At 63.8% G+C, this 15135-nt stretch carries 14 protein-coding genes; 12 read left to right on the top strand and 2 right to left on the bottom strand.

The window, feature by feature from the left end:
- Positions 1-54 precede the first annotated feature (54 nt).
- The 7 genes from ACRWQA_RS13605 (at position 55) to ACRWQA_RS13575 (ending at position 8368) form a co-directional block, all read left to right on the top strand.
- Positions 55-1239, top strand: coding sequence for a Bcr/CflA family multidrug efflux MFS transporter (locus tag ACRWQA_RS13605; protein ID WP_263583368.1), 1185 nt, complete (start codon positions 55-57; stop codon positions 1237-1239).
- On the top strand, positions 1232-1966 hold the full coding sequence (locus ACRWQA_RS13600; protein WP_263583369.1) for a sulfite exporter TauE/SafE family protein: 735 nt from the start codon (positions 1232-1234) through the stop codon (positions 1964-1966). The genes ACRWQA_RS13605 and ACRWQA_RS13600 overlap by 8 nt, the downstream gene beginning before the upstream one ends.
- Positions 1967-2071: 105 nt before the next feature.
- The gene (locus ACRWQA_RS13595) at positions 2072-3100 is read left to right on the top strand and encodes a substrate-binding domain-containing protein (protein WP_434229073.1); all 1029 of its coding nucleotides are present in this window, start codon (positions 2072-2074) and stop codon (positions 3098-3100) included.
- A gap of 103 nt (positions 3101-3203) precedes the next feature.
- Complete coding sequence (gene pstC / locus ACRWQA_RS13590) at positions 3204-4460, top strand: phosphate ABC transporter permease subunit PstC (protein WP_263583371.1); 1257 nt, start codon at positions 3204-3206, stop codon at positions 4458-4460.
- Positions 4461-4478: 18 nt separating this feature from the next.
- Positions 4479-5645, top strand: a complete 1167-nt coding sequence (gene pstA / locus ACRWQA_RS13585) for a phosphate ABC transporter permease PstA (RefSeq protein ID WP_263583372.1) — start codon at positions 4479-4481, stop codon at positions 5643-5645.
- A 57-nt stretch (positions 5646-5702) separates the two neighbouring features.
- The gene (pstB, locus tag ACRWQA_RS13580) at positions 5703-6512 is read left to right on the top strand and encodes a phosphate ABC transporter ATP-binding protein PstB (protein ID WP_412031198.1); all 810 of its coding nucleotides are present in this window, start codon (positions 5703-5705) and stop codon (positions 6510-6512) included.
- A 170-nt stretch (positions 6513-6682) separates the two neighbouring features.
- Entirely contained in the window at positions 6683-8368 is a 1686-nt protein-coding gene (locus ACRWQA_RS13575; protein ID WP_446326187.1) for a methyl-accepting chemotaxis protein, read from the top strand.
- Between the two features lie 4 nt (positions 8369-8372).
- Here ACRWQA_RS13575 and ACRWQA_RS13570 read toward each other — a convergent pair whose 3' ends face one another.
- Entirely contained in the window at positions 8373-9581 is a 1209-nt protein-coding gene (locus ACRWQA_RS13570; protein ID WP_434229069.1) for an MFS transporter, read from the bottom strand.
- A 197-nt stretch (positions 9582-9778) separates the two neighbouring features.
- Between ACRWQA_RS13570 and ACRWQA_RS13565 the strand changes: the two genes are divergently transcribed.
- From ACRWQA_RS13565 to ACRWQA_RS13555, 3 genes are all read left to right on the top strand, one after another.
- On the top strand, positions 9779-10810 hold the full coding sequence (locus tag ACRWQA_RS13565) for an ArsJ-associated glyceraldehyde-3-phosphate dehydrogenase (RefSeq protein WP_434229068.1): 1032 nt from the start codon (positions 9779-9781) through the stop codon (positions 10808-10810).
- The gene (gene arsJ / locus ACRWQA_RS13560) at positions 10803-12026 is read left to right on the top strand and encodes an organoarsenical effux MFS transporter ArsJ (RefSeq protein ID WP_263583376.1); all 1224 of its coding nucleotides are present in this window, start codon (positions 10803-10805) and stop codon (positions 12024-12026) included. Before ACRWQA_RS13565 ends, arsJ begins: the two co-directional genes overlap by 8 nt.
- A gap of 76 nt (positions 12027-12102) precedes the next feature.
- The gene (locus ACRWQA_RS13555; protein ID WP_412031199.1) at positions 12103-12456 is read left to right on the top strand and encodes a metalloregulator ArsR/SmtB family transcription factor; all 354 of its coding nucleotides are present in this window, start codon (positions 12103-12105) and stop codon (positions 12454-12456) included.
- Positions 12457-12472: 16 nt separating this feature from the next.
- Here the strand turns inward: ACRWQA_RS13555 and arsB are convergent, their stop codons facing one another.
- Positions 12473-13561, bottom strand: coding sequence for an ACR3 family arsenite efflux transporter (arsB, locus tag ACRWQA_RS13550; RefSeq protein ID WP_434229065.1), 1089 nt, complete (start codon positions 13559-13561; stop codon positions 12473-12475).
- A 122-nt stretch (positions 13562-13683) separates the two neighbouring features.
- On the opposite strand from arsB, the gene ACRWQA_RS13545 reads away from it, so the two are divergent.
- The gene (locus ACRWQA_RS13545) at positions 13684-14304 is read left to right on the top strand and encodes an ABC transporter ATP-binding protein (RefSeq protein ID WP_434229063.1); all 621 of its coding nucleotides are present in this window, start codon (positions 13684-13686) and stop codon (positions 14302-14304) included.
- Positions 14295-15098: an ABC transporter permease gene (locus ACRWQA_RS13540; protein WP_434229061.1), complete on the top strand. Its 804-nt coding sequence runs from the start codon at positions 14295-14297 to the stop codon at positions 15096-15098. Before ACRWQA_RS13545 ends, ACRWQA_RS13540 begins: the two co-directional genes overlap by 10 nt.
- Positions 15099-15135: the final 37 nt, after the last annotated feature.

Raw genomic sequence — 15135 nt, 5'->3', positions numbered from 1 at the left:
TGCGCTATGATTAGCCTCCTAGCTTTTTCTTACCGAGGTCGCAACGGAGTTAACTTGGCTCTCACTCCCCGACGCGTTGCCGTGTTGGTGGCCACCAACACGGCACTGGCGCCTTTCGCCATCGATGCCTACCTCCCCGCCATGTCGGCACTGGCCGATAGCATCGGCGCCAGCATCCACCATACCGAACTCTCCTTGAGCACTTTCCTGGCCGGTTTCGCCCTAGGCCAGCTGCTGTTCGGGCCGCTTTCAGACCGGGTGGGGCGCAAGCCGGTACTATTGGGTGGCCTGGTGGCTTTCCTCCTGGCTAGCCTGGTGATCACGACCGTCGACTCATTGCCGGAATTGCTGGCCTGGCGTTTCGTGCAGGCGCTGGGCGGAGGGGCCACGGTGGTCAATTCGGCGGCCATCGTGCGGGACTGCTTCAGCGGTAGGGAAGCCGCCAAGGTGATGTCGACCATGGCAATCATCATGCTGCTGGCGCCGCTGGTGGCTCCAGTAGTGGGCAGCGGTCTGCTCTACATGGGCGACTGGTGGCTGATTTTCGTCTTCCTGGCCGTTTATGCTGCCTTCCTGATGTGGCTGATGGGCACGCAACTGCCTGAGACACGGGCGCCAGGGGCAGCTGCCGCCTCGCCGCGACAGATGCTGGGTAATTACGCCAGCGTGTTGCGACACCGCGAGGCCATGGGCTATGTGTGTGCGGCTTCCATGTCCTTTGCCGGTTTGTTCGCCTTCATCACCGCCTCGCCTTTCCTCTACCTGGAACACTACGGGCTGAGTCCGGGGCTCTATCCGGTGCTGTTCGGCGTCAACGTGGTGACCATGGCGGCCTCCAATCGCCTCAATATCCGCCTGCTGCGTCGGCGCAGTCCGCAGCAGAATCTGCGCCTGGGATTGGCCATCCAACTGGCGGCGGCGGCCGGTCTCGCCCTGCTGGTCGCCACAGGACTGGAATCGCTGTGGACGATGGTGCCGCTGATCATGTTGTTTGCCGGCACCATCGGCCTGGTAGCCCCCAACGCCATCTCCTCGCTACTGGACCACTTTCATCACATGAGCGCCACGGCAGCGGCCCTGCAAGGCAGCATCCAGTTCTCCTGCGGGGCGCTGGCCGGTGTGCTGGTGGGTGCCTTCCAGATCGACAGTGCCTGGCCCATGGTGGCCACCATGCTGGGAGCGTCGCTGGCAGGCAACCTGGGGTTGCGCCTGCTGTCTGCCCGGGCTGAGCATGCCTGAGGCTTGGCTGCAGTGGGTCGACATGTCGCTCGGCGCCTGGCTGGGCTGTGCCCTGGTACTCGCGCTGGGAGCCTTCGTGCAGCGTGCCACCGGGTTCGGTCTGGCGGTAGTGGGCGCACCCCTGTTGCTGCTGATCGAGCCACGACTGGTTCCGGTGGTTCTGGTGCTGTTCGGCTTCACCGTATCGCTGTTGATGATGCGGCATTATCGCCATGAGGTGCGCATCGCCGAGCTCGGAATGGCGCTGGCAGGACGGTTGCCCGGTAACGGCCTGGGGCTGTGGCTGCTGCTCGCGGCACCCTTGGCGGTGCTGGAGAAGCTGATCGCCGCCAGCGTGCTGTTCGCCGTGGCGGTGACGCTGTTCCGATTGCGCCTGCCGGTCAACCGTATCAGCCTGTTCGGCGCCGGTGTGCTGTCGGGCATCTTCGGGACCGTGGCCGCCATTGGTGGCCCGCCCATGGTCCTGCTGATGCACGGGCTGACGCCGGATCGGCTGCGCGGGAACCTGGCGGCATTCTTCCTGATCACCTCGAGCCTGACCCTTGGCACCCTGGCGCTGGCCGGGCAGGTGCGCCTGTGGCACCTGGGGCTGGCGCTGACCTTGCTGCCGTCCGTGCTGCTCGGCAGCGCTCTTGCCAATCGCGTGGCGCATCGCCTCGACCGCCGGCGGCTGCAAGGTGCGTCATTGGCGCTGTGTACGCTGGCCGCGCTGGGCCTGCTGATCTGACGCAGCGATAAAGAACGGTCACATTGTCACGAAGCTGTCATGGAGCTGCGGCATCGTATGCCGTGCAAAGGCTAGAAACCTTTCTCATCGACAGGAGTGACTCGCATGAACCGCACCCTCAAGAGCCGTGCCTTCAAGACAACTATCGTCGCCGCTGCAGTAATGGGCGTGGTGGGCGTCGCACAGGCTCGCGATCAGATCCGCATCGTCGGCTCCAGCACCGTCTACCCGTTTGCCAGCTACGTGACGGAAGAGTTCGGTGCCGTCACCGACTACCCGACGCCGGTGATCGAGTCGACCGGTTCCGGTGGTGGTATTCGCCTGTTCTGCAACGGTGTGGGCGAGGGCACTCCGGACATTTCCAACGCCTCGCGCCGCATCAAGTCTTCCGAACTCGAGCGGTGCGAAGAGAACGGCGTGACCGACGTAACCGAGGTGAAGATCGGCTCTGATGGCATCGTCTTCGCTCAGTCCAGTTCGAACGAAGCGCTGGATCTGAGCCTCGAGCAGCTGTTCCTTGCCGTTGCCGCCAAGGTGCCGGTCGACGGCGAACTGGTCGACAACCCCTACGAGAAGTGGAGCGACATCGACGCCTCGCTACCGGATCGCGAGATCTCCATCTACGGTCCGCCCAGCACCTCGGGAACCCGTGACGCCTTCGAAGAGCTGGTCATGGAGGCCGCCTCAGAGGAGTTCGAGGAATATGGTGACGAGGCCTATACCGAGATTCGCGCCGATGGCGCCTACATTGATGCCGGTGAGAACGACAATCTAATCGTTCAGCGGCTCACCGAGGACACTAAGGCCTTCGGTATCTTCGGTTACTCCTTCCTGGTCGAGAACCCGGACGCCTTGATCGCTGCCAGCATCGATGGCGTAGAGGCGGAATCCGAAGCCATCAGCGCCGGTGACTACCCGATCGCTCGCTCACTGTTCTTCTACGTCAAGAATCAGCATGCCGAAGAAGTGCCGCCACTGTACGACTACGTCGAGATGTTCGTGTCGGAAGAGATGATCGGCGAGGGTGGCTACTTGGCGGACATCGGTCTGATCCCGCTGCCCGAGAGTGAGCGTGAGGCGACCCGCCAGAAGGTGGAGGAGCGTACCGGCCTGCAGGTTTCCGACCTGAATTGAGCACGGAAGCGGGCAGGGAGGCCTTGTCGGCCGGCAGCCTCAGGCTGTCGGCCGTCGCGCGTTCCGGCAACTGACCTGCCGTCGTATCACCCGAGAGAGAGACATGCAGACCAACCAACTTCTGACCCTCTTCATTGGCGGCCTGCTACTGCTTGGCCTGATCGCCTTCATGCTGGGCCGGGCCAAGGCCGCGCGGGTTCGGGCCTCGGGCCAGGCCATGTATGCCCAGCCCGACCAGTATGCCTGGTTCACGGTGGTCGCTACCGCCGGCCCGGCCCTGCTGGTCAGCGCCGTCGGTGCTTTCGTCATGCTGCTGCTGGGTGCCGAGATTCCCACCTTGCTGCTATTGGCCGGTAGTCTGGCGGTGGCCGCCGTTGGCGCCATCGTGGGCATGGCCTGTATCAGACCCGATTTCCATGCGCGCCAGGCAATCGAGCAAGTGATCCGCTGGCTGCTGGTGGGTGCCGCGCTGATCTCGATTTTCACCACCTTCGGTATCCTGTTCTCCATCGTCTTCGAGGCGCTGCGTTTCTTCCAGATGCACAGTTTCTGGGAATTCATCACCGGCACCGTATGGAACCCGGGCGCCAGTTTCCTGGCCGCGGCCGGCCGTGCAGGGGAGGGTGGCAGCGCCGCCCAGTTCGGTTCGGTACCGCTGTTTGCCGGTACTTTCATGATCACCGCCATCGCCATGTTGGTGGCCATCCCTGTCGGTCTGCTTTCGGCGATCTACATGTCGGAATTCGCCCCGCCGCGAGTGCGCACCCTGGCCAAACCGACCCTGGAGGTGTTGGCGGGCATTCCCACCGTGGTCTATGGCTTCTTCGCCGCCATTACCGTGGCGCCGATCATCGTCAACATAGCCGGTTTCTTCGGTCTGGACGCTTCCTACAACAACGCCGTGGCGCCGGGCGTAGTGATGGGCATCATGATCATTCCCTTCATCTCGTCGCTCTCCGACGACGTGATCAATTCGGTGCCCGACAGCATGCGGCAGGGATCGCTGGCGCTGGGTATGACCAAGGGTGAAACGATTCGCGACGTGGTCATACCCGCCGCTCTACCGGGAATCATTTCCGCCTCTCTGCTGGCGGTGTCGCGAGCGCTGGGCGAGACCATGATCGTAGTGATGGCGGCCGGCATGCGACCCAATCTCACGGCCAACCCGCTCGAGGACATGACCACCGTGACGGTGCGCATCGTGGCCGCCCTGACCGGCGATCTGGAGTTCGAGAGCGCCGAGACGCTCTCGGCCTTCGCCCTGGGGCTGGTGCTGTTCGCCGTCACCCTGAGCCTGAACCTGGTTTCGGTGATCATGATCCGCCGCTTCCGCGCCAAGTATCGTGTCAATAACCTGTAACGCCGAGGAAACGATCTGATGAGCCAATCATTCGACGTCATCAGCTCTCAGCTGAAGAAGCGTCACCGCAGGTCGGCGCGGCTGAAGTGGATTTCCATGGGCGCGCTGGGCTTGGCAGGCCTGTTCCTGGTGCTGTTCTTCGCCGACATGCTGAACAAGGGGCTGCCGGCATTCCAGCAGGCCTACATTCAGGTCGAACTGGAGTACACCGAGGAGGCGAGCCGCATGGGACGCGCCGCCATGGACCCGGAGGTGGCCAAGCTGGTCAGTCGCACCTTCGAGCGCCTCATCCCGCGCATGATCCGCGAGGAGCCGGAACTGCTGGGGACCAGCGAGACCCGCTGGGTGCTGGCCAACGGCCAGGTGGATCAGTATCTGAAGGGGCATGCCAGCAAACTGCGCGACAACGAACGGGCCGTTGTCGACGAACTGGCCGAGGCCGGTCGTCTGGAGCTGCGCTTCAATACGACCTTCTTCTCACGCGGCGACTCCAAGATGGCCGAGAGCGCGGGCATACTCGCCGCCGCGGTGGGTACGGTGATGACGATGCTGGTGACACTCGCCATCGCGTTTCCTATCGGCGTCATGACCGCGGTCTATCTCGAGGAATTCGCACCTGACAACCGCCTGACCCAGTTCATCGAAATCAATATCAACAACCTGGCGGCGATCCCCTCGATCCTGTTCGGCTTGCTGGGCCTGGCGATCTTCATCAACTTCTTCGGTGTGCCGCGCTCCTCGCCGCTGGTGGGTGGCATGACGTTGGCGCTGATGACGCTGCCGGTAATCATCATCGCCACCCGTACGGCGCTGCGCAGCGTACCCGACTCGATTCGCCATGCCGCCTTCGGCGTCGGTTGCTCGCGCTGGCAGGTGGTGCGCGACCACGTGCTGCCGCTGGCCATGCCGGGCATCATGACCGGCTCGATCATCGGCCTGGCTCAGGCCATGGGCGAAACGGCGCCGTTGATCATCGTCGGCATGGTCGCCTTCATTCCCGACGTATCGGCTTCGTTCACCCAGGCGGCGACCGTGCTGCCGGCGCAGATTTTCACCTGGGCCGGCGAACCGGAGCGCGCCTTCGTCGAGAAGACCGCGGGCGGCATCCTGGTGCTGTTGACCATCCTGATTTTCCTCAATGCCAGTGCGGTCATCCTGCGCAAGAAATTCGAACGCCGCTGGTAGGCTAACCGAGGTCCCGAATCGATGAACATCAAAGTTTCCGAGCGGAGTACTACCCCCATGTCTCGACCCCAGACCGGCCAGCCGGTGACGCGCAACCGGGATGCCAACCATGACTTGAGCATCCGCGTGCGTGATCTAAGCCTCTGGTATGGCGACACCCAGGCGCTGAAAAGCCTCAATATCGACCTCTATCAGAAGAATGTCACGGCATTGATCGGCCCATCGGGCTGTGGCAAGTCGACCTTCCTGCGTTGCCTCAACCGCATGAACGATCTGATTCCCGGCGTACGGGTCGAGGGGCTGGTGGAAATGGACGGTCGCGACGTCAACGCCCGGAAGATGGACGAGGTGGCGCTGCGTCGTCGCGTGGGCATGGTGTTCCAGAAACCCAACCCTTTTCCCAAGTCGATCTACGAGAACATCGCCTATGCGCCGCGCATGCACGACCTGGTCGGGCGCAAGGCCGAGCAGGACGAACTGGTGGAGCGGGCCCTGCGTGACGCCGGTCTATGGGAAGAGGTCAAGGACAAGCTGCATCAGCCGGGTACGTCGCTTTCCGGGGGGCAGCAGCAGCGCCTGTGCATCGCCCGCGCCATTGCCGTGCAGCCCGACGTGATCCTGATGGACGAACCGACCTCGGCGCTGGATCCCATCTCCACCGCCACCATAGAGGACCTGATGGACAAGCTGAAAAGACAGTTCACCATCGTCACGGTGACGCACAACATGCAGCAGGCGGCCCGGGTGGCCGATTACACCGCATTCTTCCACCTCGGTGAGATCATCGAGTACAACGACACCAAGACGATGTTTTCCAACCCGGCCACCAAGAAAGCCGAAGACTACATCACCGGACGTTACGGTTGAACGATCGATGAGAAGGCAGAACAGGCCGCCTGTCGCCTGTTCTGCCCCTGTCATCCGTTGCCTTTGAATGTTGTTCGCCTTCCCCGAACTGTCATCTTCACCTGTTACTAATTTACCCCGCAGGGCAGCCTCGTGGCCGTGCCCGATGACAACCAACGCGCGGGGAGCCTATGAAACGATTCCAAGACATGACGGTGCGGAGCAGCTGGACGCTGGTTCTGGTGGCTTTCAGCGTGCTGATTCTGGGAGCCGGAGGGCTGGGGCTGGCCTCCAATCACATGAGTCGCGATGCCTTCGATACGCTCAATCGGCTCAACGTGGAGCAGGCCGGCGCACTGAACCGCACCTATACCGATGTGCTTCTGGCGCGACTCGACATGGACCGTGCCGCCGAACTGATGCGCGCGCCGGCCTTCGAGCAGCCGGAGCCGATCCTGGAGCGTGCCAGAGAAAAACTGGCCGAGGCCGAGCTCGCTTTCCAGGCATTTCTCGCCACTCCCGTGGCCGAACCGCGCGAGTCGGATGTCGAGGCGCTTGCGGATCGCTACCAATCGTTGGTCAACAACAACCTGAAGCTGCAGATGCTGCTGCTCGAAGACGGCGATCATGCCGGATACCGCTCCGGGCAGTCCCGCATCACGGACAGTAGCGCGGCCTTCGTCGAGGCGGCCGATGCCTTCCTGGTTGAGTCGACCGCGCAGGGCGAAGCGCTGACGCTTCGCTTCGAGCGTCTGGCAGACTGGATGGCCTGGGCCATCCTGGCAGCCCTGCTCGCTGCAGGGGCGATGATGGCGGGAGTCATCTGGGGTGTGACGGTCAACGTCATTCGGCCGTTGCGTCGCATCGTCGAGCATTTCCAGCGTATCGCCAGGGGCGACCTCGCCGCTCCCATAGAAGCGCGGGGACACAACGAGATCGGCCAACTGTATGCCGAGCTTGCCACCATGCAGCACTCGCTCATCGAGACCGTGGGCTTTCTGCGTAGCGGCAGCGACTGTGTCCACTCGAGCAGTCGCGAGATGGCAGGCCACAACCAGGCGCTGGCAGCGCAGACCCGCCAGCAGGCGGTGGCGCTGGAGCAGACCGCCGCCAGCCTGGATCAGCTCACGGCAGCGGTGGCGAATAACGCCGACAATGCGCGGCGGGTGGGGGAATCAGCCGATGCCGCCACGCAGCGTGCCCGTGAAGGCGAGGAGGTGATCACCCGCTTCGTTGCCACCATGGACGAGATCCACGGCCGCTCCGATGAGATTGCCAGCATCGTGGGTGTCATTGAGTCGATCGCCTTCCAGACCAATATCCTGGCCCTGAATGCCTCCGTGGAGGCGGCGCGTGCCGGCGAGCAGGGCAGGGGTTTCGCCGTGGTGGCCAACGAAGTGCGCGCCCTGGCATTGCGCAGCGCCGATGCGGCGAGGGATATCCGGCAACGCATCCAGGCTTCCCAGGCGAGCGTTGCGGAGGGCAATTCCCTGTCGGTTCGGGCTGCCGAACACACCCATGGCATCATCGAAGCCATCGAAAGGGTGGATAGGCTCATGGAGCAGGTCGTACAGGCCTCCGGCGAGCAGCGCCTAGGTCTCGAGGAGGTGAACCGGGCCATGAGCCAGATGGAGGGTGCAACCCGTGAGTGCAGCCTGAGGGTGAATCAGGCCGCCGACGGTGCCAGGGAACTCGAAGCCCAAGCGTTGTACATGCAGGAGCAAGCCAAGCGCTTCGTGTTGCCCGCTACGCTGGCCACTCAGGCTGGGGCGCAGCCGTTGAGTGCGCCATGGCTCGGTGTCGAGGAGTGGGGGGTGGCTGAAGCGCCTGACGCCGCGAGGCAGTGCCAGGACGAACGGGAGCTCGAGCCGGCCTAGCGGCTCACTTCTGGTGCGCTGGTGCCGGCGGTGAAACGGCCGGGTCGGCCAGCCCGCGCAGCGCCCAGAGACCGAGGATCGGCCCCGGCAGTAGCCACCACAGTACCCAGGTGCCTTGTAACGACCACAGCGAGGTAGTCAACGAAATGGCAGGAATGGTCAGGGCGAAGCCCACTGCATTCATCACGGCGAGCGTCGAGCCGATGCGCTCGCGCGGCGCCGTGGTGGCGGCCAGGGCAGAGAACTGGGGGGAGTCGGCGATCACCGTGAGGCCCCACAGAAACAGCAGTACCAGCAATGGGCCGGGCGGTGCCCAGGCCAGCAGGGGATAGGCCAGGCAGATCGCGCCGGAAGCCGTCAGCGCCCAGCGAGCCACCCACAAGCTACCCAGACGCCGGCTCAACAGACCGCCGCCGACGCAGCCCATCAGCCCCAGCGCGATGATGCCGAACGACAGCCAGGCCACCCAATCCGGGGAAGCCGTGAGTCGTTCGATTTCACGAAGCACGAGAAAGGGCGTCAGCATCCAGAAGGCGTAGAGTTCCCAGCAGTGGCCGAAATAGCCACCTGCTACGGCACGAAAACGCCCCTCACCCAGGGCTGCCAGGCCTTCGCGCAGGCGCACCCTGCCGGCCGGTGGCGGCAGGTGGGGACCGTCACCCAGAGCATGGACCATGGCGCCTCCCAGCAGGGCCAGCAGCGAGGCGCCCAGCAGCGGCCACTCCCAGGGCATACCCAGAGTGCTCCCTCGCAGCAGGTGCGGCAGGGCGGTGCCCAGCGTCAGCATGCCCACCAGCCAGGCCAGCGCCGCCCCTGTGTGTCGCGGCGTCCAGCCGATCACCAGCTTCATGCCCAGCGGATAAATGCCGGCCAGGCACAGGCCAGTCGCGAAGCGTAGCATGAGCGCCAGCGTCGGTTGATCGGCGACCAGGACGAAGCCGGCGTTGACGATCGCGCCCAGCAGGCAGGAGACGGCAAAGATGCGGCTGGCGCGGAAGCGGTCGGCGAGACCGGTCACGGCGATGGCCAGGGTGCCGGCAATGAAGCCCGCCTGCACGGTCAGGGTCAAGCGGCCCAGGTCGACTTCGGAGAGCCCCAGGTCGCGCGAGAGCGACAGGCCAACGCCGTTGACGCTGAACCAGAGTGACGTGCCGCAGAGCTGGGCGAGGACGATGACGGCCAGCGGATGACGTTGCCAAAAGAGCGTCTTCATTCTTCTATCGTTACCGCCCCGATGGGGTGAGACAAGACGCCATTCGTCGCGTCCACTCGGTTTTCAGGGACAGGCGGTTGGAAGGTGGCGGGACCGCTGTCATCGATTTGACACGGCAGTTTTGTATATATGTAATTCCATATATTTAGGGGCTCGTTTCCACGAGCCGGTAAATCTTTTCCAACCGAGAGAACGCCATGACGATTCGTATCGGCATCAACGGCCTTGGCCGCATGGGGCGACTTTCCCTGCGCTGCCTGTGGCCCCATGTAGCGCGTGGCGAAGTCGAAATTGCTCACCTCAACGATCCGGGTGCTGATGCGGCAACTTTCGCCCACCTGTTCGAGTTCGACTCCGTGCACGGTCGCTGGACACCGGGGCAAGGGTTCCAGACCGAAGAGGAGGCGCTGGTGATCGACGGCAAGCGCATCTCGTTTACCGATAATCGCGAACTGGCCGACAGTGACTGGTCCGGCTGCGATGTCGTCATCGAGGCCTCGGGCAAGATAAAGGGCCGGGACAAGCTGCAGGCCTATCTCGACCAAGGCGTCTCTCGTGTGGTCGTCACGGCTCCCGTCAAGGAAGAAGGGGTTCTCAACGTAGTGATGGGAGTGAACGACGATCGCTACGATCCGGACACGCATCGCATCGTCACCGCCGCGAGCTGCACCACCAACTGCCTGGCACCGGTGGTCAAGGTCCTCCTCGCTAGTTTCGGCATTCGTCATGGCTCGATGACTACCGTGCACGACATCACCAACACCCAGTCGATCCTCGATACGCCGCACAAGGATTTGCGTCGGGCGCGGGCCAACAGCCAGAGCCTGATTCCCACGACGACCGGCTCGGCCAAGGCGATCACTGCCATCTTCCCTGAGCTCGAGGGCAAGCTCAACGGCCATGCTATCCGCGTGCCGCTGCTCAACGCCTCGCTGACCGACATGGTCTTCGAGCTCGAGCGCAGTGTCACCGTGGAGGAGGTCAACGCAGTACTAAAGGCAGCCGCCGAGGGCGAACTGGCCGGTATCCTGGGCTATGAGGAGCGTCCGCTGGTCTCGGTGGACTACCGCACGGACCCGCGCAGCTCGATCATCGATGCGCTGTCGACCATGGTCGTCAACGGCACGCAACTGAAGCTCTACGCGTGGTACGACAACGAGTGGGGCTATGCCAACCGCACCGCGGAGCTGGCCCTCATAGTGGGGAGTGAGCAGGTGGGCCGTGGCTGAATCGTTCGCCGCCCGCTTGCGGGGGCTGCCCTTCGAGGTGCGTCAGTATCTGCTCATTACCGGCAACTACTGGGCCTTCACTCTCACCGACGGTGCCCTGCGCATGCTGGTGGTGCTGCATTTCCATCAGCTCGGTTATTCGCCGCTGGAAGTGGCGCTGCTGTTCCTGTTCTACGAGGCCTTCGGCGTGGTCACCAATCTGGTGGGTGGCTGGCTCGGGGCACGGCTCGGCCTCAACCGCACGATGAACATGGGCCTTGGCCTGCAGATCGTTGCCCTGGCCATGTTGATGGTGCCCGCCGCAGCGCTTACCGTGCCCTGGGTGATGGCCGCCCAGGCACTCTCAGGCATCGCCAAGGACCTCAACAAGATGAGCGCCAAGAGTGCGGTCAAGGTGCTGGTGCCCAAGGAGAGTGCCAGCGCCCAGAGTGCGCTCTATCGCTGGGTGGCGATCCTCACCGGTTCGAAGAACGCTTTGAAGGGGGCCGGTTTCTTCCTCGGAGGCCTGTTGCTGACCCTGATCGGATTCCGCGGGGCGGTCGCTACCATGGCCGTGATGCTCGTCGCGGTGCTGGTGCTATCCCTGGTTCGACTCAAGGCCGACCTGGGGCGGCAGAAGCGCAAACCCAAATTCAGCGAAGTGTTTTCGTCATCGCGAGCGGTCAACGTACTCTCGGCGGCGCGGCTGTGCCTGTTCGCTTCGCGCGATGTCTGGTTCGTGGTGGCCCTGCCGGTGTTCCTGTATGACCAGCACGGCTGGAGCCACTGGACGGTGGGCGGCCTGCTGGCGATCTGGGTGATCGGCTACGGCGGCGTGCAGACCCAGGCTCCCCGCTTGACCGGCCTGATCCACGGTGGCGCACGGGGCGTGACGGCGTTCTGGGCGTTGGCACTGGCCGGCCTGCCGGCGCTGCTGGCGCTACTGCCTTTGGCGGAGGCGGGCTGGCTAGTGGCGGGACTGCTGATGTTCGGCGTGCTGTTCGCCATCAACTCCAGCTGGCATAGCTACCTGATCGTTCACTACGCGCGGGCCGACGGGGTTTCCATGGATGTCGGCTTCTACTACATGGCCAACGCCATGGGCAGGCTGCTGGGAACATTGCTGTCGGGGTGGGTCTATCAGGTTCATGGGCTGGCCGCCTGCCTGTGGATCTCGGCGGCGCTGGTGGCTGCCAGTGCGCTGATGGCACTGGCTCTGCCTCGGCAAAGCCCGTAAAGGGCAGGCTCAGGCCGGCCGCTGGGGAGAATAGAGCTAGAATGCCACTCGATTGACATGGAGTAGGGGGAACCACTTGATATCTCTGGATGCCGTTCGCGTTTTCAAGTGCCTGGGTGACGAGACCCGGCTGATGCTGGTGCTGCTGATCCTGCGCGAAGGTGAGTTATGCGTCTGTGAGATGACCCATGCCTTGCAGGAGTCCCAGCCCAAGGTCTCCCGGCATCTCGCTCAGTTGCGCCAGTGCGTTCTTCTCGAGGATCGTCGCGAAGGGCAGTGGGTCTACTACGGCCTGGCGCCTGACCTTCCCGAGTGGGTCCAGACAATTCTGGAGGCGGCTGCGGTGGGGCAGAACGAACGTCTAGCTGCTCTTTTGGCGCGGCTTCGGCAGATGGGGAATCGCCCCGAGCGTCGCCGCGAAATGTGCTGAATGCCGGTGGCCCTTCTCAGCGCCTGATCTCGGCGCCAGCCGTCGGGAAATGTTCCCGAGTATTGTTGGCAATGCGCACCAATGCCAGCATCAGTGGTACTTCCACCAGCACGCCCACCACCGTAGCCAACGCCGCGCCCGACTGCAGGCCGAACAGCGCAATGGCGGCGGCCACCGCCAGCTCGAAGAAGTTGCTGGCGCCGATCATGGCGCCTGGGGCGGCCACGCTATGCGGTACCTTCCACGCCTTGGCCCAGCCGTAGGCGATGAAGAAGATCAGGAAGGTCTGGAAGACCAGTGGGATGGCGATCAGCACGATATGCAGCGGGTTGGCGATGATCACGTCGCCCTGGAAGGCGAACAGCAGAACCAGGGTGATGATAAGCCCGATGGGTGTGATCGGGCCTATTCGCTTCATGAAGACGTTGTCGTACCACTCGATGCCGCGGCGGGCGATCAGGGTGCGCCGGGTCAGGTAGCCGGCGGCGAGCGGTATGACGATGTAGAGCACCACCGACAGCGCCACGGTATCCCAGGGTACCTGAATGTTGGACACGCCGAGCAGGAAGACCACGATGGGCGCGAAGGCGAACAGCATGATCAGGTCGTTGAGTGCCACCTGCACCAGGGTGTAGGCGGCATCCCCGCGGGTCAGGTAGCTCCACACGAAGACCATGGCGGTGCAGGGTGCGGCGCCGAGCAGGATGGCGCCGGCCAGGTACTGGCTCGCAAGGTGCTCCGGAATCAGCGGTCGGAACACCACCATCAGGAAGAACCAGGCGATGGCGAACATGGTGAATGGCTTGATCAGCCAGTTCACCGTGGTCGTGATGACGAGCCCCTTGGGCTGGCGGTGCACGCCGAGTACGGCGGCGAAGTCGATCTGCGCCATCATCGGGAAGATCATTGCCCATATGAGGAGTGCCACCGGAATCGATACTTGGGCAATTTCGAAACGCGATAGGGTTTCGGGTACCGCTGGGGCAAACTGGCCTAGCAGCACACCGGCGACAATGGCCAGCGCCACCCATATGGAGAGGTAGCGTTCGAACCGCCCCATTCCCTCGGTAGTAGAGGGGAGCTGGGTGCCTTGCCCTGCCGTCATGACTTGGGTCCTTGTGAGGGAGCGACCTTGAGAAGTGAACTGCCTGCATTGTATATGGGTATCCATATATGGCAAGCGGACCTCCACCCACCAATAGCGCCGCAAAGGGAGAAAGTACCGCTGTGGTTTATGACGATGTGCTGCGCCTGGATGCACTGACCATCGGCGATCTGAAAGCTGTCGACCTTGAGGTCGGGACCGGCGAGGTTGTCTGTTTGTCCGGCGCCAGTGGCTCAGGCAAGAGCCGGCTGCTGCGCGCGGTGGCCGATCTAGAGCCCCATGAAGGCGAGGTCTGGCTGGGCGCCCAGGCCCAGACGCAGACGCCGGGCCACGCCTGGCGTCGCCAGGTGATGCTGGTGCCGGCCGAAAGCCACTGGTGGGCGGAGACGGTGGGCGAGCACTTTGCCCAAGAGCCGGAAGTGGCGGAACTGGAAGCCTTGGGGCTGGAACCCGAGGCCTTGACCTGGCAGATAGGGCGACTCTCCACGGGTGAGAAGCAGCGCCTGGGGGTGTTGCGGGCGGTAAGCCGCGACCCCCGCGTGTTGCTGCTCGACGAGCCCACTGCCAACCTGGATGACGCGACCAGCGAGCGTGTGGAAGCCTGGCTGACGGCGCGCATTCACGAGCGTGGCTGGCCGACGCTGTGGGTGGCCCATGACCGAGGGCAGATAGCCCGCGTGGCCAGCCGCCACTGGCGGATCGCGAGCGGGCGGCTGGAGGAGGTGGAGGTCGCATGGACGTGATCGAGCTCTCTTGGTGGCAACTGGCGCTGGCAGCAATGATGGTGGTGATGCTTGCGGCCTGTACCTTCGCGATGCGGCTGGGCATGAGTCGCAGCCTGCTGGTTGCCGCGCTGCGTACCGTCATTCAGTTGGCGCTGGTCGGCCTGGTACTGGAGGCGCTGTTCGCCGCCGAGCGGCTGATGTGGGTCGTGCTGATGGCATTGGCCATGTTGCTGGTCGCCGGGCGCGAGGTGATGGCTCGGCAGAAGCGTCGGCTGTTGGGCGGATGGGCTTTCGGCATTGGCACGCTGTCGATGTTTCTCTCGTCGTTCACCGTCGCCGTGCTGACCCTGACGGTGATCATTGGTCCCGAGCCATGGTATCGCCCCCAGTATGCCATTCCGCTACTGGGCATGCTGCTGGGCAACACCATGACCGGCGTGGCCCTGGCGCTGGATCGCTTGACCGATACCGCCTGGCGCCAGCGTGGCGTGATCGAGAGCCGCCTGATGCTCGGCGAGCCGTGGCAGGTGGCGATAGGCGATATTCGTCGCGAGGCGATGCGCAGCGGCCTGATGCCAATGATCAATGCCATGGCTGCCGCGGGGGTGGTCAGCCTGCCGGGGATGATGACAGGCCAGATACTCGCCGGCACCGCGCCGGGCCTGGCGGTGAAGTACCAGATCCTGATCATGTTCGCGATCACGCTGGGAACCGGCTTCGGCACTCTGGCTGCAGTAGCCGCGGGCAGCCGCCGGCTGTTCGACTCCCGCGAGCGGCTGCGCCTCGATCGGCTCTCCATACCCCGCTCATGAAAACGCCCGCTTCGGTGTCGAAGCGGGCGTCCATTGG

This window comes from Billgrantia sp. C5P2 (genome assembly GCF_051062895.2).
Note: the sequence above shows the minus strand (reverse complement) of the source record. Positions and strands in the feature narration are given on the sequence as shown.

Excerpts from the sequence above, each read along its gene's own strand:
- ACRWQA_RS13600 (WP_263583369.1), top strand. The coding sequence starts at position 1,232 with ATGCCTGAGGCTTGGCTGCAGTGGGTCGACATGTCGCTCGGCGCCTGG.
- ACRWQA_RS13595 (WP_434229073.1), top strand. The coding sequence starts at position 2,072 with ATGAACCGCACCCTCAAGAGCCGTGCCTTCAAGACAACTATCGTCGCC.
- pstC (WP_263583371.1), top strand. The coding sequence starts at position 3,204 with ATGCAGACCAACCAACTTCTGACCCTCTTCATTGGCGGCCTGCTACTG.
- pstA (WP_263583372.1), top strand. The coding sequence starts at position 4,479 with ATGAGCCAATCATTCGACGTCATCAGCTCTCAGCTGAAGAAGCGTCAC.
- pstB (WP_412031198.1), top strand. The coding sequence starts at position 5,703 with ATGTCTCGACCCCAGACCGGCCAGCCGGTGACGCGCAACCGGGATGCC.
- ACRWQA_RS13575 (WP_446326187.1), top strand. The coding sequence starts at position 6,683 with ATGAAACGATTCCAAGACATGACGGTGCGGAGCAGCTGGACGCTGGTT.
- ACRWQA_RS13570 (WP_434229069.1), bottom strand. The coding sequence starts at position 9,581 with ATGAAGACGCTCTTTTGGCAACGTCATCCGCTGGCCGTCATCGTCCTC.
- ACRWQA_RS13565 (WP_434229068.1), top strand. The coding sequence starts at position 9,779 with ATGACGATTCGTATCGGCATCAACGGCCTTGGCCGCATGGGGCGACTT.
- arsB (WP_434229065.1), bottom strand. The coding sequence starts at position 13,561 with ATGACGGCAGGGCAAGGCACCCAGCTCCCCTCTACTACCGAGGGAATG.
- ACRWQA_RS13540 (WP_434229061.1), top strand. The coding sequence starts at position 14,295 with ATGGACGTGATCGAGCTCTCTTGGTGGCAACTGGCGCTGGCAGCAATG.